General features: G+C 47.9%; 20 protein-coding genes. 9 read left to right on the top strand and 11 right to left on the bottom strand.

Annotated features, from left to right (window positions below; translation table 11 throughout):
• The first annotated feature begins 12 nt into the window (after positions 1 to 12).
• From H8698_RS02265 to H8698_RS02255, 3 genes are read left to right on the top strand one after another with little or no spacing between them, the layout of a single operon-like run.
• Entirely contained in the window at positions 13 to 957 is a 945-nt protein-coding gene (locus tag H8698_RS02265; RefSeq protein ID WP_249310998.1) for a glycosyltransferase family 2 protein, read from the top strand.
• Positions 954 to 2,153, top strand: coding sequence for a glycosyltransferase family 4 protein (locus H8698_RS02260; protein ID WP_249310997.1), 1,200 nt, complete (start codon positions 954 to 956; stop codon positions 2,151 to 2,153). Before H8698_RS02265 ends, H8698_RS02260 begins: the two co-directional genes overlap by 4 nt.
• 13 nt (positions 2,154 to 2,166) lie before the next feature.
• Positions 2,167 to 3,258 carry an acyltransferase family protein gene (locus H8698_RS02255; protein WP_249310996.1) on the top strand — a complete coding sequence of 364 codons (1,092 nt, stop codon included), beginning with the start codon at positions 2,167 to 2,169 and terminating at the stop codon, positions 3,256 to 3,258.
• A gap of 28 nt (positions 3,259 to 3,286) precedes the next feature.
• On the opposite strand, the gene H8698_RS02250 is transcribed toward H8698_RS02255, so the two are convergent.
• Genes H8698_RS02250 through H8698_RS02240 form a run of 3 tightly spaced genes read right to left on the bottom strand, consistent with a single transcriptional unit; the run spans position 3,287 to position 6,440 of the window.
• A complete protein-coding gene (locus H8698_RS02250; RefSeq protein WP_249310995.1) occupies positions 3,287 to 3,922 on the bottom strand; it encodes a YigZ family protein in 636 nt (211 codons plus the stop codon).
• Positions 3,923 to 3,924: 2 nt separating this feature from the next.
• Positions 3,925 to 5,205 carry a GTPase HflX gene (gene hflX / locus H8698_RS02245; protein WP_249310994.1) on the bottom strand — a complete coding sequence of 427 codons (1,281 nt, stop codon included), beginning with the start codon at positions 5,203 to 5,205 and terminating at the stop codon, positions 3,925 to 3,927.
• A 5-nt stretch (positions 5,206 to 5,210) separates the two neighbouring features.
• Complete coding sequence (locus H8698_RS02240; protein WP_283245357.1) at positions 5,211 to 6,440, bottom strand: BaiN/RdsA family NAD(P)/FAD-dependent oxidoreductase; 1,230 nt, start codon at positions 6,438 to 6,440, stop codon at positions 5,211 to 5,213.
• Positions 6,441 to 6,703: 263 nt separating this feature from the next.
• Between H8698_RS02240 and H8698_RS02235 the strand changes: the two genes are divergently transcribed.
• The 5 genes from H8698_RS02235 (at position 6,704) to H8698_RS02215 (ending at position 14,802) form a co-directional block, all read left to right on the top strand.
• Positions 6,704 to 6,988: a co-chaperone GroES gene (locus tag H8698_RS02235; protein WP_177677524.1), complete on the top strand. Its 285-nt coding sequence runs from the start codon at positions 6,704 to 6,706 to the stop codon at positions 6,986 to 6,988.
• Positions 6,989 to 7,007: 19 nt separating this feature from the next.
• Positions 7,008 to 8,642, top strand: a complete 1,635-nt coding sequence (gene groL, locus H8698_RS02230) for a chaperonin GroEL (RefSeq protein WP_177677525.1) — start codon at positions 7,008 to 7,010, stop codon at positions 8,640 to 8,642.
• 97 nt (positions 8,643 to 8,739) lie between these two features.
• Positions 8,740 to 9,492, top strand: a complete 753-nt coding sequence (locus tag H8698_RS02225; protein ID WP_249310993.1) for an HAD family hydrolase — start codon at positions 8,740 to 8,742, stop codon at positions 9,490 to 9,492.
• Between the two features lie 70 nt (positions 9,493 to 9,562).
• Positions 9,563 to 10,774 carry a LysM peptidoglycan-binding domain-containing protein gene (locus tag H8698_RS02220; RefSeq protein ID WP_249310992.1) on the top strand — a complete coding sequence of 404 codons (1,212 nt, stop codon included), beginning with the start codon at positions 9,563 to 9,565 and terminating at the stop codon, positions 10,772 to 10,774.
• 68 nt (positions 10,775 to 10,842) lie between these two features.
• Complete coding sequence (locus H8698_RS02215; RefSeq protein ID WP_249310991.1) at positions 10,843 to 14,802, top strand: CotH kinase family protein; 3,960 nt, start codon at positions 10,843 to 10,845, stop codon at positions 14,800 to 14,802.
• A gap of 38 nt (positions 14,803 to 14,840) precedes the next feature.
• On the opposite strand, the gene H8698_RS02210 is transcribed toward H8698_RS02215, so the two are convergent.
• Genes H8698_RS02210 through H8698_RS02200 form a run of 3 tightly spaced genes read right to left on the bottom strand, consistent with a single transcriptional unit; the run spans position 14,841 to position 17,596 of the window.
• A complete protein-coding gene (locus H8698_RS02210) occupies positions 14,841 to 15,530 on the bottom strand; it encodes a DUF4956 domain-containing protein (protein ID WP_249310990.1) in 690 nt (229 codons plus the stop codon).
• Positions 15,531 to 15,536: 6 nt separating this feature from the next.
• A complete protein-coding gene (locus H8698_RS02205; RefSeq protein ID WP_249310989.1) occupies positions 15,537 to 16,379 on the bottom strand; it encodes a polyphosphate polymerase domain-containing protein in 843 nt (280 codons plus the stop codon).
• Positions 16,380 to 16,381: 2 nt separating this feature from the next.
• Positions 16,382 to 17,596, bottom strand: coding sequence for a cofactor-independent phosphoglycerate mutase (locus H8698_RS02200; protein WP_249310988.1), 1,215 nt, complete (start codon positions 17,594 to 17,596; stop codon positions 16,382 to 16,384).
• 134 nt (positions 17,597 to 17,730) lie between these two features.
• Between H8698_RS02200 and H8698_RS02195 the strand changes: the two genes are divergently transcribed.
• On the top strand, positions 17,731 to 18,963 hold the full coding sequence (locus H8698_RS02195; RefSeq protein ID WP_249310987.1) for an alpha-L-fucosidase: 1,233 nt from the start codon (positions 17,731 to 17,733) through the stop codon (positions 18,961 to 18,963).
• A 36-nt stretch (positions 18,964 to 18,999) separates the two neighbouring features.
• Here the strand turns inward: H8698_RS02195 and H8698_RS02190 are convergent, their stop codons facing one another.
• Genes H8698_RS02190 through H8698_RS02170 form a run of 5 tightly spaced genes read right to left on the bottom strand, consistent with a single transcriptional unit; the run spans position 19,000 to position 23,823 of the window.
• Positions 19,000 to 19,590, bottom strand: a complete 591-nt coding sequence (locus tag H8698_RS02190; protein WP_249310986.1) for a hypothetical protein — start codon at positions 19,588 to 19,590, stop codon at positions 19,000 to 19,002.
• A 46-nt stretch (positions 19,591 to 19,636) separates the two neighbouring features.
• Positions 19,637 to 20,125, bottom strand: a complete 489-nt coding sequence (gene ybeY, locus H8698_RS02185; RefSeq protein ID WP_249310985.1) for an rRNA maturation RNase YbeY — start codon at positions 20,123 to 20,125, stop codon at positions 19,637 to 19,639.
• Between the two features lie 3 nt (positions 20,126 to 20,128).
• Positions 20,129 to 21,121 (bottom strand): PhoH family protein, encoded by a 993-nt coding sequence (locus tag H8698_RS02180; protein ID WP_249310984.1) that lies wholly within the window; start codon positions 21,119 to 21,121, stop codon positions 20,129 to 20,131.
• A gap of 13 nt (positions 21,122 to 21,134) precedes the next feature.
• Positions 21,135 to 21,941, bottom strand: a complete 807-nt coding sequence (gene folD, locus H8698_RS02175; protein WP_249311504.1) for a bifunctional methylenetetrahydrofolate dehydrogenase/methenyltetrahydrofolate cyclohydrolase FolD — start codon at positions 21,939 to 21,941, stop codon at positions 21,135 to 21,137.
• A complete protein-coding gene (locus tag H8698_RS02170) occupies positions 21,868 to 23,823 on the bottom strand; it encodes a YgiQ family radical SAM protein (protein ID WP_249310983.1) in 1,956 nt (651 codons plus the stop codon). The genes folD and H8698_RS02170 overlap by 74 nt, the downstream gene beginning before the upstream one ends.
• Between the last annotated feature and the right edge of the window lie 2 nt (positions 23,824 to 23,825).

Raw genomic sequence — 23,825 nt, 5'->3', positions numbered from 1 at the left:
GGAGGTTGTTTCATGTTTTCAGTAATCACGCCGGTTTACAACAGGGCGGACTTAATTCAAAACGCGGTAAAAAGCGTTTTGGGGCAAACCTGTCCCGACTGGGAGCTGATTATCGTTGACGACGGCTCCGAAGATGAGCTGGACAAAGCTCTTGCCCCATTTGAAAGCAACGAAAAGATTAAAGTGATCCATCAGGAAAACGGTGGCGTATCCCGGGCCAGAAACGTGGGAATTGCGGCAAGCCGGGGCGATTATATTGCGTTTTTAGACGCGGACGACACCTGGCAGCCCAACCACTTGGCGGTTTTAAACGAGCTGATTTTGGCCTATCCTGATGCCGGGTTTTACGGCACATGGGCGTCTGTCCTGTTTCAAAACGGCACGATGCGAAATAAGCCGGCCTATTTTGAAGGGAAACCGGAGACGGAATATTTCGAAAACTTTTATAAGGCATATGATGAAGATAAGCGGGTGAAGCTGTTTCAGATGAGCACCTCCTGCATTGCAAAAAAGGCAATTGACAGGGTGGGCGTGTTTCAGGAGGGCTGCAAAATCGGCGAGGATTTAGACCTAACCTTGCGAGTGGCGGCCTATTTCCCATTTGTTTTAACTGCGGCCACAACGGCAGTTTATAACCACCAGGAAAGCGTGGCCACAAAGGAAAGCGCCTTCGACGTTAACTGGTGTTTTTTTGACCATGCCGAAATAATTTATCAGGACAAAGCCGTGCCGGAAGACAAAAAAGAGCATTTAAAAAGCCTGATGACATGGTTTGAAATGCGCCGGTGTAGGCATTTGCTGCTTTTAGGCAAGCGGGAGGAAGCAAGGGAGTCTTACCAAAAAATAAAACATGTGAAACGTTTAAAAAAAGATTTGCTCATAAACAGGGTGCTCTTGTGCATGCCTGTTTGGGCCGTTCAGCTGATTTTTAAACTGAGATGGAGGGCGCAGGCATGAAAAAAGCGGCAATTATAATGCCGGCGCTTTTGCCCATGCCGCCGGTGAAAGGCGGGGCAGTGGAAACGCTGGTTGACGGCATTTTAAAAGAAAACGAAAAGAGCGCGGGCGTGGTCTTTCACGTTTTTGGAATTTACGACGAAGCGGCAGCTACGGTCGCAAAAGAATATCAGAACACGCAGTTTAAAATGGTTTCAGTCAGTCAAACATTAAAAAGGGCAGAGCATTTTGTATTCCGCGTGTTTAAAAAACTTTTTGGCATTGAAATCGGCGAGGACAGAGAGTATATCCACAGGGTTCTCTCTGTCGTTAAACAGGGGTCTTACGACGCGGTGGTGGTGGAAAACGACGCCTATTTTACATACCGCGTCGCGAAAGCCTTAAAAGGCGTGCAAATTTTTTCTCACATTCACAACGACATTATCAACAGCAATGATATTTATGCAAAGCGCATTTTAAAACGCGGCGTTCAGGTCATTACCGTGAGCCGCTACATTAAAGAACGGGTGATGACTGTGAAAACCGCCGCAGACAGCGCGGTTTCCGTTTTGCTGAACTGCACCGATTTAAGCGCATTCGGCAGGGAAAAATATGAACCGTTCCGAAACGAATTCCGGCAAAAGCACAATGTTGGGCCTGAGGGAAAGCTGTTTGTTTTTGCTGGCCGCGTTATCCCTGAAAAGGGCGTTTTAGAGCTCGCCAGGGCTTTTGTTAAGGTGAAGAACAAAAACACATATCTGTTAATTGTGGGCAGCGGGTGGTTTTCACAAAACATTTCAGACCCCTATCTTGAGCAGGTGCAAGCCACGCTGAAAGATGTGTCAGACCGCATAATTTTTACCGGCTATGTGCCTTTTGAGCAAATGCCGAAATTTTATGCGGCGGCAGATGTTGCAGTTTTGCCCTCCATTTGGGAGGAACCCGCCTCGCTTACTGTTTTAGAAAGTCTGGCAACGGGACTTCCGCTGATTACTACCGACGCCGGCGGTGTTGCGGAAACTGCAAACGAAAACTGTGCGTTTATTTTAAAGCGGGACGAAAAGCTTGTTGACAACCTTGCCTGCTGTATGGACGTTTTATCGGCTAACAGCGAGGTGTGCATAAAAATGGAGCGTAATGCGAAACAGAACGTGGAAGACAGAAACTTTCAAGAATATTATAAAAAATTTATAACCATGATTTTTACAAAACCATGATTGGATGACACACATGCAACGATTGCTTGACAAAGACAAAACAATATATTTAAAAGGCGTGGCGCTGCTTATGATTGTAGCGAACCACGCCATTGGCTTTCCCGAATGGGTTTTGCCGGAGAATATGCCCATTGACAGTGCGATTCCCTGGCTGTTTCAGTTGGAGCAAATCATCTGCGCACGCACATTTAAAATCTGTTTAAGCCTTTTTACGTTTTTTGCTGGGTTTGGCCTTTCGGTGAAACGGGAGAAATATGAAAGCCTGCGTGCAAGGCTTGCCAAGGTGCTGAACATTTTCGTCATTTACTGGGCAGTTGCGCTGATTTTTTTTCTGCTGGGTCTTTTGTTAAAAGAGCCCATGCCGGACGGAAAAAGCCTGCTTTTAAACCTAATTGCCTTTGGCACAGGCACGGTGTGGACAAACAACGTAGCGCATGTAAACGTATCATTCGGGTGGTATTTGGCGTTTTATTCGGTAATTTTGCTTCTGCTGCCGCTTGTTACCAGGCTCATTGGCCGGGGATTGCTGAAAGACGTTGGTGCAATTTTGGCCTTTAGCTTTTTTGCCGGCGGCGCATTTTTTGTTTTTAAATCCTGCACCGGGCTTTATTTTTATAATTTGGAGATGAGCGTTGTGGTTTACACGCCGGTTTTTCTGCTGGGGTGCATCACCGAGCGGTATGCGGTATTTGAACAAATTAATTTTAAAGTTTCAAAAACCAACTTTAACCGTCCGTTCTATTTTGCCCTTCTTGCTATTGTCGTTCTGTTTTTCAAAACCGTGCGGGACTGGTTTTGGGTGCTTCCCAGCTTGGACGCGCTCTATACGCCAATTTTGGTGTTTTCTTTTGCAAAGGTGCTGGAGTTTCGCAAAAGAAAAGAAAGGGATAAGGGGCCGACGCTCTTAAACCGCTATATTTCACTGCTTGGCAGATACAGCTTGGGAATATGGCTTTTGTCCGGCATTTTTTACATGCCGGCACGGTCCATTCAGTGGATTGTCTATCTGCCCCGGGTAAGCATTCTCGTGGTGGTTTGGACAACGCTGATTTTGTTGCCCTCGTCTGTTGCCATCGGCAGGCTGACGGGAAGACTCAAACGTTAAAAGAGGCAGACAAAACGTCTGCCTCTTTTTAAATTACGTTGTCAATATACATCTCGCCTGTAATTTCAGGAGTAACCGCGGCGTTGGTGGCCTCTTTCATCTCCTGCAGAAAGCGGTTTAACAAATCATATTTTACGAAGGCCGTTACGGTCACCGAGTCGGTGTATTCAATTTCACCTAAAATGTAATCGCCCGTTTCAATGAGGTAACGCACTTTTCCCAAAAGGTCGTAAGGAGTTTGAATGCTAAGCCGGTGGCAATAAATTTTTTCGGTAATTTTTGCCTTATCAACCCCCAGCTTTGCAGTTTTTCCATAGGCGCGAACCAGGCCGCCTGCTCCCAAAAGCGTTCCGCCAAAATAGCGTGTTACAACAACTGCCACGTCGGTCAGCCCCTCTTTGTTCAAAACCTCTAAAACAGGAACGCCGGCCGTGCCGCTGGGCTCTCCGTCGTCGGAATAGCGGCTGATATTGTTTTCCTGCACAATGTAAGCATAAACGTTGTGGGTTGCGTCCCGAAATTCTGCGCGGCAGCTATTAATAAAGTCAACGGCCTCCTGTTCGGTGGTTACGGGGCGAACCGAACCAATAAAGCGGGACTTTTTTTCAATCATTTCGTCCCGGGCAGGTTCGAAAACCGTTCGATATGTCATTTTCTTTTCCATTGTCATGCTTCCTCTAACACATAATTTCTAAATTTGGCATATGCCGGCGCATCTAAAAGACAGGTTACGCGGGTGCCGTTTTCGGTGTAATCTTCGCTTAGAACCGTGTGATTGCCATGCAGTTCCGACAAAACCTGCCCCTCGGCAAAGGGGATTAACAGCGCTACCTGTTTTTTTCTGCCCGGTACCAAGTTTTCAATGGATTCTAAAAGCGTGCCGAGGTTTTGGCCGCTTTTTGCGCTGATTTCCACATGCGGAACGCCCTTGGTAAACAGCGCCAGGTTTTTTTGTTCGCAAATTTCGTCCGTTTTGTTAAACACAATCAGTTTAGGTTTCTCCACCGCGCCAATGTCGCCTAACAGCCGGAACACCACCTCTAAATGGGCGCTCACCTCGTCGTCGGCGCCATCTGCCACAATGAGCAGCGCGTCGGCAAAAACCGCCTCCTCCAAGGTAGATTTAAAGGCCTCAATCAGGTGGTGGGGAAGCTTTCTGATAAAGCCCACCGTGTCAACCAGCGTCACTTCTCGCTTGTCGGAAAGGGTCAGCCCCCGGGCTGTGGGGTCTAAGGTGGCAAACAGCTTGTCCTGCGCCAACACCTCGGCGCCGGTTAAGCGGTTTAACAGCGTGGACTTGCCTGCGTTGGTGTAACCCACCAGGGCCAGCACATAGCGGTTTTCCTTTTTTCTGCGGGAACGAATCAGCTCCCGGTGCTTTTTCACCTGCACCAGCTCTTCTTTTAAATGGGAAATTCTACGGCGGATATGGCGGCGGTCGGTTTCCAATTTTGTTTCGCCCGGGCCCCGGGTGCCAATGCCGGCGCCTAAACGGGAAAGTTTTGAGCCCATGCCGGTTAAGCGTGGCAGCAAATATTGCAGCTGGGCCAGCTCCACTTGAATTTTACCCTCCCGGGATTCTGCGTGGCGGGCAAAAATATCTAAAATCAGCATGCTTCTGTCAATCACGCGGATGTTCAGCGCGTTTTCCAAATTCCTGATTTGCATGGGAGACAGCTCGTCGTCAAAGATAACAAGGTTTGCGGAAAGCGACGCACAGGCGTTTTTCAGTTCTTCCATTTTTCCCTCGCCGATGTAGGTCGCTTTTTCAATGGCAGATTTGTTTTGAATCATGGTGCCCACAACCTCGGCCTCGGCCGTGTCGGCCAGCCGGGCAAGCTCGGCAAGCGTTTCCTCTGTGGTGTCTGAAAGGGTGTCTGCGCTGCCTGTGTGAACGCCTGCCAAAACCGCCCGCTCTATTTTGTTTGCATTTTCATTTAATTCCATATAGTTTACCATTCCTTTCCGGCGCTTTGTCCGGCCAAATGCCCGGTGGAATAGGCAATTTGCAGGTTGAAGCCGCCAGTGTATGCGTCCACGTCAATCACCTCGCCGGCAAAAAACAGGCCGGGAACGAGTTTCGACTCCATTGTTTTCGGATTAATTTCTTTCACGCTCACCCCGCCTGAGGTGACAATTGCCTCAGCGATGGGCCGGGTGCCGGTGATTTCGAGCGTTACGTTTTTCATGGCGAAGCCGAGGGCAAGCCGCTCTTGCCTGGTAATGTCCCGCACCTTTTTGCGGGGCGGAATTTTTGAAAGCTCCACAATTACCGGAATCATTTTTTGCGGCAGAAGCGCGTCTAACGAATTGATAAAATCCTTGTTTTGCTCCGCTTCAAAATCCCGCAAAATCCGCTTATCCAAAGCGGCACTGTCTAAGGCGGGCTTTAAGTCGACCGTTAGGGTATAGCGCTTTTTGTCAAATTCGCGCAAATGCGCGCTGGCGCTTAAAATCATAGGGCCGGACACGCCATAGTGCGCGAACAGCATTTCGCCGAAATCGCTGTAAACCGTTTTATTGTTTTCATCGGTTATTTTAATGGATACGTTTTTCAGCGAAAGCCCCATAAGCTTTGCAGCCAAATTTCCCCGGGTGGTTAAGGGCACCAGCGAGGGACTGGGAGCAACCACCGTGTGGCCCAGCGCTTTTGCAAAGCGATATCCAGAACCGTCCGAGCCTGTCTGCGGGTAAGACGCGCCGCCGGTTGCAACAATCACTTTGTCGCAGTGTATTGCGCTTCCATTCTTTCGCCTGACGCAAAAGCCCGTATCTTCCTTTAATAAGTCTGCCGCCCCGTCAAAAACGACGCGCACGCCCATGCTGCGCACATAGTGTTTTAAAGCATCGACCACTGTTTTTGCCTTGTCGGTTGTTGGAAACACCCGCCCGCCGCGCTCTGTTTTGGTTTCCACTCCAAAGCGTGCCAAAAGGTTTAATATGTCCTGATTATTAAATGCAAAAAACGCGCTGTGCATAAACTTGCCATTAATTGGGATATTATGAATAAACTCCGAAATATCTGCGGCGTTGGTAATGTTGCAGCGCCCTTTGCCTGTAATGCCCAGTTTTTTGCCAAGATAGCTGTTGTGCTCAAGCAGCGTAACAATGGCACCTTCGCCTGCTGCCGCCGCGGCTGCCATCATTCCTGCCGGGCCGCCGCCGATCACTGTTATTTTCAACCGATACACGCTCCTTCATACTCATTAAAATTAGTATATCAGAAATCAAATAAATTTACAATATTAAAGAAAAATAAAGAAAACATGCAAAAATGAAAGTAAAAAGAAGAAATAGAAGCATAATTTGTATAAATCGCGTTTGATAAAGTTTGCCAAAATCAATCTTTTTGAGTAATATATAACTATGTTAGCACTCGTTGGCATAGAGTGCTAACAACACAAGAGTTAAAAAATAAATTGACATAAACAGGAGGTAAAACGTTATGAACATTAAACCTTTGGGTGACAGAATCGTCATCAAAATGGTGGAAACAGAAGAAACAACAAAGAGCGGAATTGTGCTTCCCGGCTCTGCAAAGGAAAAACCGCAGATTGCGGAAGTAGTTGCAGTTGGCCCCGGCGGCATGGTGGACGGAAAAGAAGTTGTGATGGAGCTTTCCGTTGGAGACAAGGTTATCACAAGCAAATATGCCGGAACGGAAATTAAATTAGACGGCACAGAGTACACAATTTTGAAGCAGGGCGACGTCCTTGCAAAATTAAACTAACGGGAGGTAAGGAAAAATTATGGCAAAGGACATTTTATTTGGTGAAGAAGCAAGAAAAGCTTTGGAAAAAGGCGTAAACCAGCTTGCAGATACCGTTAAGGTTACATTAGGCCCCAAGGGCAGAAACGTTGTGTTAGACAAAAAATTCGGCGCGCCGCTCATTACCAACGACGGTGTGACCATTGCAAAGGAAATTGATTTAGAGTGCCCCTTTGAAAACATGGGCGCACAGCTTGTGAAAGAAGTTGCAACAAAGACAAACGACGTTGCAGGCGACGGCACCACAACCGCAACCCTTTTGGCGCAGGCTCTGGTGCATGAGGGCTTGAAAAACATTGCGGCAGGCGCAAATCCCATGATTGTGAGAAAAGGTATTCAAAAAGCTGTTGACGCGGCTACAGACTATATTCTGTCGGCTAGCGCAAAAGTAAACGGCAAAGAGGATATTGCCCGCGTTGCGGCTATTTCTGCTGCTGACGAAAAAGTTGGCGAACTGATTGCAGACGCAATGGAAAAGGTTACGCACGACGGCGTTATCACCGTTGAGGAGTCGAAAACCGCTGAAACATATTCTGAGGTTGTAGAGGGCATGCAGTTCGACCGCGGCTACATCTCGCCTTACATGGTAACGGACACCGACAAGATGGAAGCTGTTTTAGACGACGCTTATATCTTAATTACCGATAAAAAGATTTCCAATATTCAGGATATTCTGCCAATTTTAGAGCAGATTGTGAACCAGGGCAAAAAGCTGGTTATCATTGCCGAGGACATTGAGGGCGAAGCCTTAGCAACCCTGTTGGTGAACAAGCTTCGCGGCACGTTTACCTGCGTTGCAGTGAAAGCTCCGGGCTTTGGCGACAGAAGAAAAGAAATGCTGAAAGACATTGCCATTTTAACAGGCGGTGAAGTGATTACCGAAGAACTGGGCTTAGACTTAAAAGAGACACAGCTTTCACAGCTAGGCCGTGCCCGCCAGGTAAAAGTTCAAAAAGAGAACACCATTATTGTTGACGGCGCAGGCGATGCGGAAGAAATTAAAGCCCGTGTTTCTCAGATTAAAGCTCAGATTGAAGAAACCACCTCTGATTTCGACAAAGAAAAACTTCAGGAACGCCTTGCAAAACTGGCTGGCGGCGTAGCGGTAATTAAGGTTGGCGCTGCAACCGAAACAGAAATGAAAGAAATGAAGCTTCGCATAGAAGACGCACTGGCTGCTACAAAAGCTGCAGTGGAAGAGGGCATCGTACCCGGCGGCGGAACAACATATATCAATGCTACAAAGGCAGTTGCAAAGCTGTTAGACACTCTTTCCGGCGACGAAAAGACAGGTGTGCAGATTGTGTTAAAAGCGCTTGACGAGCCTGTGAAGCAGATTGCGAAGAACGCAGGTTTGGAAGGCTCTGTTATCGTTGAAAAGGTGAGAGAGTCTGCTGATGCAATCGGCTTTAACGCATTGACAGAAGAGTATGTTGACATGATGAAGACCGGTATCGTAGACCCCACAAAGGTTACGCGCTCCGCACTTCAAAATGCTGCAAGCGTGGCTGCAATGGTGCTCACCACAGAGAGCCTGGTTGCAGACAAACCTGCTCCTGAACCGGCTGCCGCACCCCAGATGGGCGGCGGAATGCCCGGCGGAATGGGATTTTAAATAAAACAAAAACAAATATCCCCCATTGAACCTGGGGGATATTTTTTCTCGTTTGGGAAAATGTAATAGGGAATACAATTTTTAAGCAGGAGATAGTATGGATAAATACGCGATCTTTTTAGATATAGACGGAACGCTTTCCACAGGCGGCAAAGTTCCGGAGGAAAACTCCCGCATGATTCGTGAAGCGCAAAAACAAGGCCATTATGTTTTTATCAACACGGGCCGTTCGTTTGCTTATGTGCCCGAGCACGTGAAGGCTTGTGCAGATTTCGATGGATTTGTCTGCGGCCTGGGTGCAGATGTGAGAATCCATGGCGAGCAGGTTTTGTCCAGAACCTTTTCCACAGAGCTTGCTATGAAGCTCTCTGAGCTGTTTTTGCCAATGCCGGAGCACGTGGCGCTGTTTGAAGGGGAAGACCACATCTACTTTACGAAAACCTGGTATGATGTGCCGTTTGGCATACAAATTTCGTCACCGGAGGATTTTAAAACGAAATATCCCGAAGCAAAAATTTCGAAATTTACCTGCGAGCCAGTGGAAAAGGAATTGCTGGCGCCCGTATTAAACGAGCTGGTGCTCTACGACCAGGGTTCCTATTTTGAAATGGCGCAAAAGGGGTGCACCAAGGCGACGGCAATGCAGTTTGCGGCAGAATTTTTAAACATTCCCCACGAGCAGTGCGTCGCCATTGGCGACAGCGTGAACGACGAAGATATGTTAAAGGCTGCCGGAATTGCGGTGGTAATGGAAAACGGCGACGCCGCCATGAAAGAGCTTGCTACCTTTCTCACCGCCAGCGCAGAAGACGCAGGTGTGGCAAAAGCCATTGAAAAGTTAATCTTTTAACCAAACCCTTCCAATTTGCATACTATGGTAATAGAATTTGTTTGCCATAGGCAAAGTGGGAGGTTTTTTTATGTTTCATAAATTCACTGCGGCGATTTCCGCAGTTTTGCTATCTGTGGTGATGTGCGTTCCTGTGCTGGGGTTTTCCGCCGGAGGCACCGTCCGGTATGAGGGGATTGACGTCAGCGAATGGCAGGGGGAGATCGACTGGCAGAGGGTAAAAGATGCCGGAATTGAAATAGCATATATCCGTTCGAGCGCGGGCAGCGCATACCGCGACCCGCGGTTTGCCGAAAACTATGCCGGTGCAAAGGAAAACGGCATAAAGGTTGGGTTTTATCACTATGTGACAGCAAGAAACACAGACCAGGCGCGGCAGCAGGCGGAGTTTTTTGTAAACATTATTGGCAGCACTACGCCGGAGTGTAGGCTTGCCATGGACTTTGAAAGCTTCGGTAGCTTAACTGTTGCTCAGATAAACGAAATTTCGGAAGTTTTTTTACAAACCGTGCAGGAACGTTCCGGCCGGCAGGTATGCATTTACAGCGACGCCTCGAATGCACGCAGCGTGTTTGACGAACGCCTTACGAAATATCCTCTCTGGGTGGCGGACTATTATGTGGAAAACCCGGAACCCAATGGTAAATGGAACGTTTGGGCCGGGTTTCAATTTACCGATGTCGGCCGTGTAGACGGCATTAACGGAAATGTGGACCGGGATATTTTTACAGACCTGCTGCTGGAGGATGAAACTGTACCAAATGTTCCTGACGGAACGCCCCACGAAAACGGGGCAGAGATTTCTTACACCGTTCGCCGGGGCGACACGCTTTGGGCAATTGCGCGGAGGTATGGCACCACGATTTCGGAAATTGTGGGAATTAACAAAATTGTGAACCCCAACCTCATCTATGTTGGCGAGGTTCTGAAAATTATTCCCGGGCAGACGGAGGAGGGCGTTGCGCCGGTGCAAACCGTAACGGTTAAGCGGGGCGATACGCTTTGGGCAATTGCGCGGCAGTTTAACACCACGGTTTCCGCCATTGCAGATTTAAACGGAATTCAAAATCCCAACTTAATTTATCCGGGACAGGTGCTGAAAATTACGCCGGGAGCAGGCGGCGCGGCAGACACAACCGTGCGCTACACCGTTCGCCGGGGCGACACGCTATGGGCTATTTCGCGAAGGTTTAACACCACGGTTTCTGCCATTGCAAACTTAAACGGAATTCGTAACCCAAACCTAATTTATCCCGGGCAGGTGCTAACCATCCCCGCTTAAAAACCATTGTTTTTTTTGCACATTCATGTTAAAATAAAAAATAACAAATGATGTGCGGAGTTGGTTTCATGAAAAAAATAATATCGGCGCTGGTTATGTCGGCACTGTTGATAACGGTTTGTCCTGCTGCCTTTGGGGCAGAAACCATGTCTATTTCAAACACTGAGGAGTTTTCGGCCTTTTTGAAAGAAGTTAACAGCAAAAACAGCGGTTTAAATGCGGTTTTGCAGGCAGACATTGACATCAGCAGCCTTGAAAACTGCACGGTGGGAACGGAAGAGACACCCTTCAGCGGTACCTTTGACGGAAACGGACACAAAATCAGCGGATACACTGTGTCCGGCGCAGAGAAAACCGCAGGGCTGTTTGCCTGTATCGGCACGGCCGGCACGGTGAAAAACCTGGATGTAGAGGGCAATGTTTCCTGCAGCCGAGCCGCGGGAATCGCAGGTGTAAACAGCGGTCGGCTTGATAATGTAAGGAATTTTGTAACGGTTATGGGAACGCAGAATACCGGCGGCATTTGCGCAGAAAACAGGGGAACTATTGTAAACTGTGAGAATTTAGGCGATGTGTATATTCTGGGGCAGGCGGCAGGCGGCGGTATTTGCGCAAAAAATTCTGGCTCTGTTTTGTCCTGCTCAAATTACGGCAAGGTCAGCGGAAACAGCGGGAATCTGTTTTCGGAGCACACCGGCGGCATTGCCGGCGAAAACACAGGAATAATTGAAGACTGCACCAATGCGGCCGCCGTTTCCGGCGGAAACTATACGGCCGGCATTTCGGCATTTAACGAGGGTGCGTTCAGCGTTTTAAAGGTTTTGAATTTCGGCGGGGTTTCCGGCCTGACAAATTACACCGCAGGCATTGCAGCTTTTGCAGGCGGAGACGGAAAACTTTCCGGCGCAAAAAACTATGGTTCTGTGAAAGGGTATGGTACGCATACGGCGGGCATTGCTGCAGACTGCAAGGTTCCGCTTTCAGACAGTGAAAACCACGGGCCGGTTTCCGGCTCGGATTATGTGGCCGGAATTTTGGCTTTAGCGGAAAACACGGTTGTTAATTGCACCAATTATGCAGAGAGCACGGGCGCGTCTTATGTGGGCGGCATTGCGGCACATTTAAATGGAGGAAGTTTAAGCGTGTGCCGGAATTTTGGCCGTATTTCAGCTGATTCCCACTTTGCCGGGGGAATTGCGGCGTTGGCGGAAAACGCGGCGATAGAAACATGTATGAACTTTGCAGACATTTTCGGCGCTGTGAGCGGCGCAGGCAACTTTGCGGCAGGGGCAATCGCCAAAATGACCGCGTCTTCGGCGCGGGATATAGCCTCCGTGGGGAACGTGACCGGGCGCGACACCGTTGGCGGCGTTGTGGGGTATAAAGAGGGCTCCTTGACCTGTGCGTTTAAATTAGACTGCTATGACGGCGCGGTTTTAAACGATACCAACAAAGAGCAAACCGCATTTGTTTACGCCCGCTCGGATTATAACTACCAAACGGGGCAGGCACCGCTGTTTGATTCGGGCGCGCTGGCATGGATGCTGAACACCCAGGAGGAAACCGTTCCCGGTAGAAATGTGTGGTCCCAGGGGGAGGAGGGCTATCCCATTTTGGCAGACAGCTATCATAAGCCCGTGAAAAAGATTATTTGCCGTTTAAACGGAGGAGAAACGGTTTATTACACCAATGCAGATGGCCGCATTACATTAGATGAAACAACGCAAAACCCCGATGCACATTTTTACAACGAAATTGGCACTGAGGTAGGCAGAGGGGAAATTCTGGCCGATGAAAGCGTTGAGGCAACGGTCTTTGTTACTAACGGGGAAGCGTTTTTGAACGCCTTAAATGATGAGCAGGTGCGTGAAATTACGCTGGCAGAGGACATTGTGTTAAGCGGCCCGATTCCGGTGAGCCGCGGAGTTAAAATAACGGGGAATGGAAAACAGCTGCTTTTAAAAAACAATGGCTTTGTTCTTACAGACGGAGCGCTGGTTTTGGAAAACCTTTCAATTCAGGCAAGCGGCGCCGCAGCTTCCATGACGGGCGGCTCTTTGGAGGTGCGGGGATTTTGCAATATATCAAAAAGCTTGGGGCTTCGCATGTCCGGCGGCACATTTCGGCTTTCCGGCAGGCTTTATAACGCTTTGGAAAGCGAAACAAACCCCTCCATGATCATTGACGGGACGGCCGCGGCAAGCGGTGTTGAACGTTATGTTGCAAATGAAAACAATGAATATTTCTACCACCGCCGGCAAAAGTCCGGCTTTGCGTGGGACATTGTCATTCCTGCGGCGCAAAACGGGCTTGCGTGCGATCTCTATCCAAGCTACGGCAGCGAATATGTTTATTTTTTTCTGCCCTGCAACACAGACCTTTCCAGCGTGTGCTACCAGGTGCGGGACATTGGCGGAACTGTTTTAAATACATATGAAAATGTGGATTTATCAGGCGATTTGGAACCCTTAGTGGACGTGAAGATGAAGCAGTTTAAAATTAAGGCTCTAAAGTCTTCCTTACCAACACTGCAAATTACTATTGACGAAAATTTTGGCCGAATTGAGGACATGAATTCGTCTGCCGACCATTCTGCTAAGTGTTACGGAGATTTAATCCTTACTGTGACGGAGCAGGACGCAAAAGAAAAAGGCTTTCAAAATATTGTGAGCAAAGATAAAAAGGAGGACACGCCCGGCTCGCTGGAAATTAGGGGGCGGGGAAACTACACCTGGACGTCTGATTTAAGTGAAAAGAAGCCCTACCAGTTTAAGCTGGAGGAAAAAGAGGATTTGCTGGGCATGGGTGCGGCAAAAACCTGGATTTTGCTGAAAAACAACAACGACCTGATAAAAAATAAGCTGGGGCTGGATTTGGCAAAGGAAATAGGCCTGGAATTTACGGCAGACTCTGCATTCGTCGATCTGTTTATGAACGGACAATATTTGGGGAATTATTTGCTCACCGAAAAGGTTGAGGTTGGAAAGCAACGTGTGAACATCACAGACATAGATGATGAGATTAAAAAAGAGGGGTTGACCCCCGATACGGATTTAACCGGCGGTTATCTTTTAGAAATTGACAACAGCTGGGACGAACCGCTGCAAATTCGCCACAACAACATCTGGATAACCGTGAAAAGCCCGGAAAAGGTTGCAGACAAAGTGTCGGAAGACAATGGATATGCCTACATTCAAGAGCGCATGACAAATATTTTAGACAGCGTGTTCACCGACGGAAAAATGCCCAACGGCAGAAGCTATTTAGACTACATTGACCCGGAAAGCTTTGCGAAATATTTCTGGCACCAGGAATTTTTGAAAAACGGAGACTGCGGCCGGGGAAGCACATTCTTTTATAAAGACCGGGACAGCATAGATCCCTTCATCTACGCCGGGCCAATTTGGGACAACGACCGTATTTTGGAGGGGAACTACCCCGAAGGATGGTATTTAAACACCATTGACATTGCGGGCACAACGTTTCCAACCTTTTATCAGCAGCTTTCCAAACGCAGGGATTTTGTGAAATACTTGATTTATTACTATGAAAACAGCAATTTAAAAGAAGTATTTGCAAAGGCCAATGAAAAAATTGACGAATATAAAGCGTATCTGGCTGAGTCTGCTAAAATGAACAGCCTGCGATGGGGAATTCACGACTTGAGCATTGACTGGTATAAGCCGCTGCTCGTAAACCGAGCCAAATGGATTGATGAACATTATAAAACCTTGCTTGATGAAACGGAGCCGGACGAAAATGCACTGCACAGCTATTTTGAAAACAACAATATTGTGCTGGAATTTTCGAACACAGAAAAGAAAAACAAAGAGTATAAAGCGCTGATTGCGCAGTATGATGCAGAAGGCAGGCTCATAGCTGTTGATTTGGTACCTTTCAGCGTAAAAGCAGAAGAACTTGTAAAAACCTTAACCATGAAACGAAACCAAGTGTGCAGGCAAATTAGAACCTATATTCTTGCGCCCGGCGGCGGGGTGTTAGCAGAATCCGGCATGCGGGTAAAATAAAAAGTTATGGGAATTTTCCCATAACTTTTTTATTTAATTTAATATTGCTGTTCTGAAATTGGCGCGGACAGCGAAATAGTAAGGTTTCCGTTCAGACATCTGAGTTCGTCAAGAAACGCTTTTTCATTGCAGTTTTTTAAAAGCGTTATGTCATAGCTGAGTTCAAAAAGAGAACCCAGGTTTGTGGTTTTCACCCGCACCATTTCGTGACGAGCAGTAAATTTTTCCAGCAGCTCGTCAAATGCAGTGTTAAAGTCCAAATTCTCTGGAACGGTTATTTTTAAAATCTTTCTGTTCGATTTTGGCTTAGCAAATTTTGAAAAGAACAGCAAAACCATAAGCAGGCTAAACACGGCAACAAACAAAATGCCGTAAACATAAAGTCCGACGCCGCTGGCAAGCCCTGCCGCAATGGCTGCAAAAATATAGCCAATGTCTTTCGGATCGCCCGGCGCACTTCGGAAGCGAATAATCGACAGCGTTCCCGCCAGGCTGAAGGCCATTGCCAGGTTGCTGCCCACTAAAAAGATAATCATGGACAAAATAGACGGAAGCATCACCACCGTTACCACAAAATTTTGCGCATACTGCCGTTTGCTGGTAGCCATGTAGGTAATTCCAATGACAAGGCCGAATACAATTGCAAACAGCATGGTGACAATGGCAGACGATATTCCTTGAATGGAACTGCCTGCGCCCTGTGTAATTAAATTTAAAAAGTCGTTCACAAAAAGTTACATCCCTTCGTTTATGGTGCCCGTTGCAGGGGGAAATGACGAAAGCCCAGCTGCCGCCAGAATTTCGGAAATCGGAGCGGCAGGCTCCCGCCCTGCCTGCAAATAGTTTGTATATTCCGTTCCATATTTCGAAAAGCTCTTTTTAAAAACACCAAGCTCCGAGAGCAGGGCAGAGAGCCAAAGTGGCATTGCGCCCGCCGATTTAATTTCCATTAAACGCTGGTTTTCCAGAATCAACGAATCGCCAAAATCTCCTTTTTCCAATTGCAGGCCGTGCCTTCTGGTTCGAATGTTTTTATCAAAGGAAATCCGTAAATCCCCGCTATTTTTATCAAAAAAAGCCAGCCGGTCATAGGCGATATATACCTTTGGAACAAGCGCATACCGTTTTAAAAACACGCCGATTTCTTTTAAAACCTGCAGGTTCATACAAGGCTGCGGCTCTGGTAAGGTGCCATAGTGTTCGCCGTTTAAAAAAGTATATGCAGTGCATAAGGGTATTTTCGTCCGCCGTTTGTTTACAATTCCCTGAAATTTTTTCTTAAGCTCCAAAAACACAATATCGTCTAAACCCGGCACGCCGTAGCTTCTGAGCCGCAGCTTTTCTTTATACAGCGGATGGGAAAGGGATTGGCGGATCAGGTAATCGTCCTCTGTGTCGTAATATATGTTGCTGATGGTGTAGTAAGCATATTCATGCTTTCCGTCCTTTTTGTCCGGACATACGGGATTATGGACGTCCGGCACCATTCGGGAGTGCAGCGCACCGGTGAGTTCATAAAATGTGTCGGCATCAATCAAATATTTGTTTTCAAACCGGTTAAACACTTCTATTGCCAATTTTATTCACCTAAAAACCGTTCTATGAGTTTATGACCCGGAGAAATAAAAAGCCCCGTTTTTTCTGCGTTTTCCTCGCAGTAAGAAAGCCCCGAGCCGCCTGCATGGCTGGTTCTGCTGTCGTAAATTACAAAGGGAACCGCGTCGTGCACATGGGTTTTCAGGCGAATTGGCGTGGGGTGGTCGGGCGTAATTAAAATTTTAAACGCCTCGCCGGTGGATTTTAAAAAGTCTGTCACAGGGCCAACCACCTTTTCGTCAATCAGTTCAATGGACTTAATTTTGCCCTCTAAATCCCCGTGGTGGCCGCACTCGTCAGGGGCCTCCATATGAATATAAACAAAGTCTGCGCCGCGCTTTAATGCGTTTATTGCGGCTTGGGCCTTGCCGTCAAAATTGGTGTCAATGGTTCCGGTGGCACCCTGCACCTCCAAAACGTCCATTCCTGCACCTGTTCCAATGCCTTTCAGCAAATCCACAGCCGAAATCATGGTGCCGGACAGGCCAAATTTGTCGGCAAAAAGGGAAAGACGGGGTTTGGTGCCCTCGCCCCAAATCCATAGGGAATTGGCAGGGTTTAAGCCTCGTGCAATCCGGTTTTTATTTACGGGGTGGTCTTTTAACAGGGCATAGCTTTGTTTCATAATGTCTAAAATCGCTTCCGCGCCGTCGCCCTTGGGCAGATAGTCAGTGATTTTCCGGTCTGAAATGTCGTGAGGGGGCGTTAGCGTCACGTTTTTCGAGCCTCCGTCCCAAACCATTAAGTGGCGGTAGCTGGTACCGCCGTAAAAGGATATGTTTGGGAGTTTTATGTGCTCCTTTATGTACGCAATCAACTCTTGGGCCTCGGCAGTGGTGATTTCACCGGAGGAATAGTCCGCCATGGTTTTGTTCTCATACACATTCTCGTCGGTTAAAGTAACCAGGTTTGCGCGGAACGTTATGTCGCTGTCTTTTAACGATACGCCGATGCTCAGCGCCTCTAAGGGAGAGCGGCCCGTGTAATACAGTGTGGGGTCGTAGCCCATTACGCTTAGGTTTGCGACGTCGCTGCCGGGGGGCAGGGCGTCGTCCACGGTTTTTACAAGCCCTGTTTCGCCGCTGGCGCAGAGTGCGTCCATATTCGGTTTATTGGCTTTGCCAAGCGGTGTTTTTCCCCCTAATGTCTCTATGGGATAGTCCGCCATGCCGTCGCCTAAAAAAATAACATATTTCATTACAATACTCCTCTTGTCTGTTAATATTGTAATTATATCAAATTCTATTACAAAAATCCAGTATATTTTCATTGATTTTTGCACGAAAACGTGTTAAGATAACCTTAAAAATAAAGATGAGTGAGGTTAAAAATATGCAAATTTTACCGACAGACAGACAATTAGAGTTTTTAGACTGGGAATTCGGTGTGTTTTTCCACTTCGGAATTCGGACATTTTACGAAGGCCACAAGGACTGGGACGGTTTAGAAATGCCCTTAGAGGGCTTTAACCCTACAGAGTTAAACTGTGAGGACTGGATTCAAACATCTCGGGATGCGGGAGCAAAATACGCAATTTTGGTTTGCAAGCACCACGACGGATTTGCTAACTGGCCTTCAAAGTACACAGACTATGCCATTCACAACACGCCTTTCCGAAACGGCAGGGGCGACGTGGTAAAAGAATTTACCGATGCGTGCAGAAAATTCGGTCTTAAGGTGGGGCTTTACTATTCGCCGGCGCAGATGGGCTATTCTGAAATTGACGACAGCGCATATGACGACTATTTCATCAATCAAATCAGCGAGCTGCTGACGGGATATGGCAAAATTGACTATCTGTGGTTCGACGGCTGCGGCTCAGAGGGACACAGCTACGACACCAAGCGGATTGTGGCAGAAATCAGACGGCTTCAGCCGGAAATTATGCTGTTTAACATGTGGGATCCGGATACCCGCTGGGTGGGAAACGAGGCTGGGTTGGCCCCGGTGAATGTGGAATATGTGGTGAACCGTGTGCCGTTTTCGGAAAAGAATGAGCCGGACGACGAGCTGGGGCAGGACATGTTTTTGCCGCCGGAGTGCGACGTTACCATGCGGAAAGACAACTGGTTCTACAGCGACAGCGATGAGGATACCGTAAAATCTGTAGAGGAGCTTATGGGGCTTTATTACTATTCGGTGGGAAACGGCGCAAATCTTTTGCTGAACATTGGGCCGGACAGGCGCGGACTGCTGCCGGAAAAAGATAAGCAGGCGCTTTTAGCCTTTGGCAGAGAAGTGAAGCGCAGGTTTCAAAGCCCGGTTGCCCAGGGGTTCACTGTGGAGGAAAATGAAGCAACGGTTCTGCTGGATGAATTGACCCTCGTAGACCATGTTGTGATTGAGGAGGACTTAAAAACAGGCGATCCGGTTTCAGAGTTTGAGATTTTTGTGAAGCCGCACAAGGGCTGGCATGGCGGAATTCAGGTATATTGCGGCAAAACCATTGGGCATAAGCGGATTGTAAGGATTCCCGCTGTCAGCGCGGAGCAGGTTTCGGTGGTATTCCGGTCAAAAGAGGGAAAGGCAAAGTTAAAAGACGTGAAATTGTATTGTTTGAAATAAAAAAAGTGCGGATATTCCGCACTTTTTTTATTTACCCTATTCGTTAAATTTTTTCTTGATTTTGTCTGATGCTTTTGCATATTTATCCAAAACCTCTTTGTTTTCCGCACCGAGCTTAAATCCCAGCCAGCCGGACAGAAGCGCCAGCACAGGGGAGAGCGCTAAAAGCCACACATGTGTATTTTGCGAAAACCCTAACAAGTAAGAAAACCAAAACCGAGTAAACACCGTTACATAGTCGAAAGGAGAAATATGCACCGGAACTCGGGGCTGGTTGTCGGGAAAGGTGTAATACGTTTTTAAAACAATGTCTTTTAGCGGAATTACGTTTGTCTGTGCCAAAAAGAAAAATAAAATCAGCGCCAGGCTGAAAATGGCCAGCGGCAGAATAAACTTTACACCGTCAGACTGTTTTAGGCCGTAGCCATAGCGGGTGTTTTTTCGGCTCAGCTTCCACATTCTCGAATAAATAAAACCGCACATCACCAGCGTCATAATTACGCCCATGGCAATGCCAAATATTTTGTTTTGAAACCAGGAGCCAAAAAACATGGTGAACAAAAGGCTGACAAGCACCGCCAGCAGGTTATCTAAAAACGGCAGAAAATAATATTTTTTTGTGTTCATATGGATATACTCCTTTCGGGCGTGTTTTGAAAACCGTTTATGCAAATCACCGCGTAATGCCAAGCTGGTTTAAAATTTCGTCCTGCTTTTCAAACATCAGCGCTTCTTCCTTTTGGCTGCGTTCATGGTCATAGCCCAACAGGTGCAGCATGGAGTGCACCGTTAAAAAGCAAAGCTCACGCTTTAAAGAATGACCATATTCTTCCGACTGTGAAACTGCCCTTTCCATGGAAATTAAAATGTCGCCCAGCACAACCGCGCCTTCCGACAAATCCTCGTCGCAAATTTCCAAGGTGCCGTCCGCCTCATAGTCGAGCATGGGAAAAGAGAGCACGTCTGTAGGCTTGTCAATGCCCCGGGCGATCTGGTTTCTCTCCTTTATTCCGCTGTTGTCGGTGAATGTTAAGCTGACTTCTGCATCTTTGTCAAAGGTTTCAAATGCTAACGTTTGCTCCATGCACGCCGTCAGCGTTTTAATCAAATCGTCGGTTATATCAATAAATTCCTGTTCGTTGTCCCAAATCAGACGCACCATTGTTTATTTTCCGCCCTTCTGTGTTTTTCGTTTGTTCCGCGCGGCAAGCAGGTTGTCGTGCTTTTCATATGCCTGAATAATTTTCATTACCAGCGGATGACGCACCACATCTTTGTGGGAAAAGGCGCAAAACGCTATGTCATCAATGCCGGCCAAAATTTTTGAAGCCTCTACCAGCCCCGAGCGCTTGCCGTCCGGCAGATCAATCTGCGTCACGTCGCCGGTGATAATAGCTTTCGAACCAAACCCAATTCTGGTTAAAAACATTTTCATTTGTTCCGGCGTGGTGTTCTGCGCCTCGTCTAAAATGATATAGGCGTTGTCCAGCGTGCGGCCGCGCATATAAGCTAACGGCGCAACCTCAATGGCGCCTTTCTCCACATAGTTGTTGTAGCTTTCCACACCAATCATATCATAAAGCGCGTCGTGCAGGGGGCGTAGATAGGGATCCACCTTGTTCTGCAAATCGCCGGGCAGAAATCCCAGTTTTTCACCTGCCTCCACAGCGGGACGGGTAATAATAATTCTGCTCACTTCTTTTTTGCGGAACGCCGCAACCGCTTTTGCCACGGCAAGATAGGTTTTTCCTGTTCCCGCCGGGCCAATTCCAAACACAATGGTGTTTTGGTTCATGGCCTCAATATACTGTTTCTGGCCCAGGGTTTTGCTTTTTATGGGCTTGCCCTTTGCGGTGACGCACACACAGTCTGCGCTCACCTGGGTAAGCTTGCTTTCCTCACCTTCAATGGCCAAGGTAATGGCATACATAATTTTTTGCTCGTTTAACATCTCACCGCGCTTCACTGCCTCGGCAAGACTCATTAAAACACGCTGGCCCAGGGCCACGGTTCCGTCATCCCCCGTAATTTTTAAGCTTCCGCCCCGGGCAGAAACAACAACGCCCAGTTCCTTTTCAATCAGTTTTATATTCGCGTCAAAGTCTCCGAAAAGAAGACCGACATTCACATCAGATACGTCGATAATACACTCGGACATTAACTTCCTCCTGTTAGTTTTTTCCTGTGCTGTTCAAAACCGCTGCTTTCACTGTGTTTTTCATGAGCATTGCAATGGTCATGGGACCAACGCCGCCGGGAACCGGTGTAATTGCGGCTGCTTTTTCTGCGGCCTCTGAAAACGCCACGTCGCCTACCAGCTTTTTGTTTTCTAAGCGGTTCATTCCAACGTCAATCACCACAGCGCCCTCTTTCACACAATCGCCGCGGATTAATTCCGGCACACCCACTGCGGCAACTAAAATGTCTGCCTCCCGGCACTCCTTAGCCAAATCCTTTGTGCGGGAGTGGCAAATGGTAACCGTGCCGTTTTTGTGCAGCAAAAGCATAGACATGGGTTTTCCAACAATGTTGCTTCTGCCCACGACAACACATTTTTTGCCGGATACGTCAATGCCGCTTTCCGCAATTAATTCCATTACGCCGGCCGGCGTGCAGGGAAGAAAATCGAAATTGCCAATCATAATCTTTCCTACGTTTGAGGGGTGAAACGCATCTACGTCCTTTGCAGGTGAAATTGCGTTAATCACCGCTTCCTCGTCTAAGCCCTCCGGCAGGGGAAGCTGGCAGAGTATTCCGCTTATAGTATTGTCATTGTTTAAGCGTTCTATTAAAGCGAGCAGCTCTTTCTGAGTTGTCTCCGCAGGAAGCGCAAACTCAAGGGATTTAATTCCGCAGAACTCGCAGGCTAACTTTTTGTTTCTGACATATATTTTGGAAGCTGGGTCATCTCCGACGATTACCACCGCCAGAGCCGGTTTTATTCCGGTTTGCTTTAGCTTTTCCACCTCGGCCTTCAGTTCGGTTTTGATTCTTTGCGATACGGCTTTTCCGTCCAGTATTTTTGCTGACATGTTTTTGTTTTCCTCCTGTTGTGTTATATTTTGGCTGTATCAGGCACTGCCTGCCAAATCCAATTAAATCCTCCCGCCCCGCCTTTTTTAAAGCGGCGGCCACCAGTGAAAAGTTTGTCGGATTTTTAAACTGCAAAAGCGCGCGCTGCATGGCTTTTTCCTCTGGGCTTTTTGCCACATAAACGGGCTTCATGGTTCTCGGGTCAATCCCCGTGTAGAACATGCAGGTGGAAACGGTACCCGGCGTGGGGTAAAAGTCCTGCACCTGCTGAGGATTTAAATTGTGCTCCTTTAAATAAACCGCCAGTTCCACCGCGTCGGAAAGCGTGCTGCCCGGATGGCTGGACATGAGGTAGGGCACTAAATATTGTTCTTTTTTCAGCTTTTTATTAATCGCATAAAACTTTTCTGAAAATTTATCGTAAACTTCTCGTCTGGGCTTTCCCATATATTTTAGCACATTTTGCGAAACGTGCTCCGGCGCAACCTTAAGCTGGCCGCTGACGTGGTGCTTTACTAGTTCTGTGAAAAATTCGTCGTTTTTATCCTCAAGCAAATAGTCAAACCGAATTCCCGAGCGCACAAACACCTTTTTCACGCCCTCTTTCTTGCGAAGGGTACGCAAAAGGGCCAAATATTCGCTGTGGTCGGCGTTTATGTTCTTGCATGGCTTAGGATATAAACACTGCTTTTCCCGGCATGCGCCGTGCGTAAGCTGCTTTTCACAGGCTGGGTGCTTAAAGTTTGCAGTGGGGCCGCCAACGTCGTGAATATAACCTTTAAATGCCGGGGTATTAATCAGCTCGTCCGCCTCTTTTTCCAAAGAGCGGTTGCTTCTGGCCTGAACAATCCGACCCTGGTGAAAGGTGAGGGCGCAAAAGTTACAGGCGCCAAAGCACCCGCGAACAGAGCTTAAGCTAAACTGCACTTCCTCAATAGCCGGAATTTTGCCCATGGCTTCATACATGGGATGGTAGGTTCTTTTATATGGCAGCTCATAAACCGCGTCCAGCTCCTTTTGAGACAGGGGCAAGGTGGGCGGATTCTGAACCAAGAAGCGTTCTGCGTGCCTTTGCACCACGGTTTTTCCCCGGATGGGATCTTGCTCTGCCACACAAAGCTTGTCTGCCAAAGCATATTGATATTTGTCCTCCTTCACCGTTTCAAAAGAGGGAATTTCCACATATTCTTTTAAATGGGCAATGTCCTTTGCCATGTAGCAGGTTCCGCGAACGTTGTGAAGGCTATGCACGTCTGCACCGTGATCCAAGGCGCGGGCTAGCTCTACGATGGAGTGTTCCCCCATGCCGTACAGTAAAATGTCTGCGCCGGAGTCTGCCAGAACAGAAGCGCGCACCCCGTCCTGCCAATAATCGTAATGGGCAAAACGGCGGAGGCTTGCCTCAATACCGCCGATTAAAATGGGAATTCTGCCAAAGGTGCGGCGGGCCAAATTGCTGTAAACAATGGTGGCACGGTCGGGCCGGAGGCCCATTTTTCCACCGGGGGAAAAGGAGTCGGTCTGCCGCCGTTTCTTGGAAACGGAATAGTGGTTCACCATGGAATCCATGTTCCCGGCACTGATTAATACGCCTAAACGGGGCGTTCCCATTAAGGTGATGGAACTTTTTGTGCGGATGTCCGGCTGTGCAGAAATACCTACCCGATAACCGTTTGCGGTTAACACCCGGGTGATGATTGCGTGGCCAAAGCTTGGGTGGTCAACATATGCGTCGCCGCAGATGTATAAAAAGTCCAGCTCGTCCCAGCCCAAATAGTCCATATCTTCTTTTGAAACGGGTAAAAAACCCTTGTCTGCATATATCATGT

It is taken from the genome of Congzhengia minquanensis (assembly GCF_014384785.1).
GTDB classification, from domain to species: Bacteria; Bacillota; Clostridia; order UBA1381; family UBA9506; genus Congzhengia; species Congzhengia minquanensis.
This window is presented reverse-complemented; position numbering and strand designations above follow the sequence as displayed.

Coding starts and splice junctions, on each gene's coding strand:
- H8698_RS02265 (WP_249310998.1), top strand. CDS start 13: ATGTTTTCAGTAATCACGCCGGTTTACAACAGGGCGGACTTAATTCAA.
- H8698_RS02260 (WP_249310997.1), top strand. CDS start 954: ATGAAAAAAGCGGCAATTATAATGCCGGCGCTTTTGCCCATGCCGCCG.
- H8698_RS02255 (WP_249310996.1), top strand. CDS start 2,167: ATGCAACGATTGCTTGACAAAGACAAAACAATATATTTAAAAGGCGTG.
- H8698_RS02250 (WP_249310995.1), bottom strand. CDS start 3,922: ATGGAAAAGAAAATGACATATCGAACGGTTTTCGAACCTGCCCGGGAC.
- hflX (WP_249310994.1), bottom strand. CDS start 5,205: ATGGAATTAAATGAAAATGCAAACAAAATAGAGCGGGCGGTTTTGGCA.
- H8698_RS02235 (WP_177677524.1), top strand. CDS start 6,704: ATGAACATTAAACCTTTGGGTGACAGAATCGTCATCAAAATGGTGGAA.
- groL (WP_177677525.1), top strand. CDS start 7,008: ATGGCAAAGGACATTTTATTTGGTGAAGAAGCAAGAAAAGCTTTGGAA.
- H8698_RS02225 (WP_249310993.1), top strand. CDS start 8,740: ATGGATAAATACGCGATCTTTTTAGATATAGACGGAACGCTTTCCACA.
- H8698_RS02220 (WP_249310992.1), top strand. CDS start 9,563: ATGTTTCATAAATTCACTGCGGCGATTTCCGCAGTTTTGCTATCTGTG.
- H8698_RS02215 (WP_249310991.1), top strand. CDS start 10,843: ATGAAAAAAATAATATCGGCGCTGGTTATGTCGGCACTGTTGATAACG.
- H8698_RS02200 (WP_249310988.1), bottom strand. CDS start 17,596: ATGAAATATGTTATTTTTTTAGGCGACGGCATGGCGGACTATCCCATA.
- H8698_RS02195 (WP_249310987.1), top strand. CDS start 17,731: ATGCAAATTTTACCGACAGACAGACAATTAGAGTTTTTAGACTGGGAA.
- H8698_RS02190 (WP_249310986.1), bottom strand. CDS start 19,590: ATGAACACAAAAAAATATTATTTTCTGCCGTTTTTAGATAACCTGCTG.
- ybeY (WP_249310985.1), bottom strand. CDS start 20,125: ATGGTGCGTCTGATTTGGGACAACGAACAGGAATTTATTGATATAACC.
- H8698_RS02180 (WP_249310984.1), bottom strand. CDS start 21,121: ATGTCCGAGTGTATTATCGACGTATCTGATGTGAATGTCGGTCTTCTT.
- H8698_RS02170 (WP_249310983.1), bottom strand. CDS start 23,823: ATGATATATGCAGACAAGGGTTTTTTACCCGTTTCAAAAGAAGATATG.